Here is a 425-nt window from a genome sequence, read left to right as displayed (position 1 = left end):
GCCGCGTAGCACCAGCACGTTGCCGAGCAGGATGGCGGCGGCGCCGAGCAGCAGGCCGGGGCCGAGAGCGAGGCCCTCGAAGCCGGCCGACAGGGCCAGCGCCACCACCGGCACCAGCGCCAGGGTGTAGGCGGTGCGGGCCGGGCCGATGCGGCGGACGAGGTCGAAATACATCAGGAAGGTTATGCAGGAGGCGGCGATGGCGAGATAGGCCAGGCTGCCGAGATAACGGACCGAGGTGTCGATCGCGAAGGCGGAGCCGGCGGCGGCCGACCAGGCGAAGGCGACGGCCGCGCCGGTCAGGGCGCCCCAGCCCATCACCGCCGGGATCGGGATGCCGCGCCGCTGGTTGCGGGCGCCAAGGATGGTGCCGCCGGCCGTGGCCAGCGCCGCCAGCGCGGCCCAGGCGACGCCGGCCAGACCGC

Annotated in this window: 1 protein-coding gene; it reads right to left on the bottom strand. The window is 75.3% G+C overall.

Going from position 1 to position 425, the window contains the following annotated elements; translation table 11 throughout:
* Window positions 1–425, bottom strand: a 425-nt coding sequence (locus P409_RS35780; RefSeq protein ID WP_034849986.1) for an EamA family transporter, incomplete at both ends; no start/stop codon positions are given.

This window comes from Inquilinus limosus MP06, from assembly GCF_000767795.1.
Lineage (GTDB): Bacteria > Pseudomonadota > Alphaproteobacteria > DSM-16000 > Inquilinaceae > Inquilinus > Inquilinus limosus_E.
This window is presented reverse-complemented; position numbering and strand designations above follow the sequence as displayed.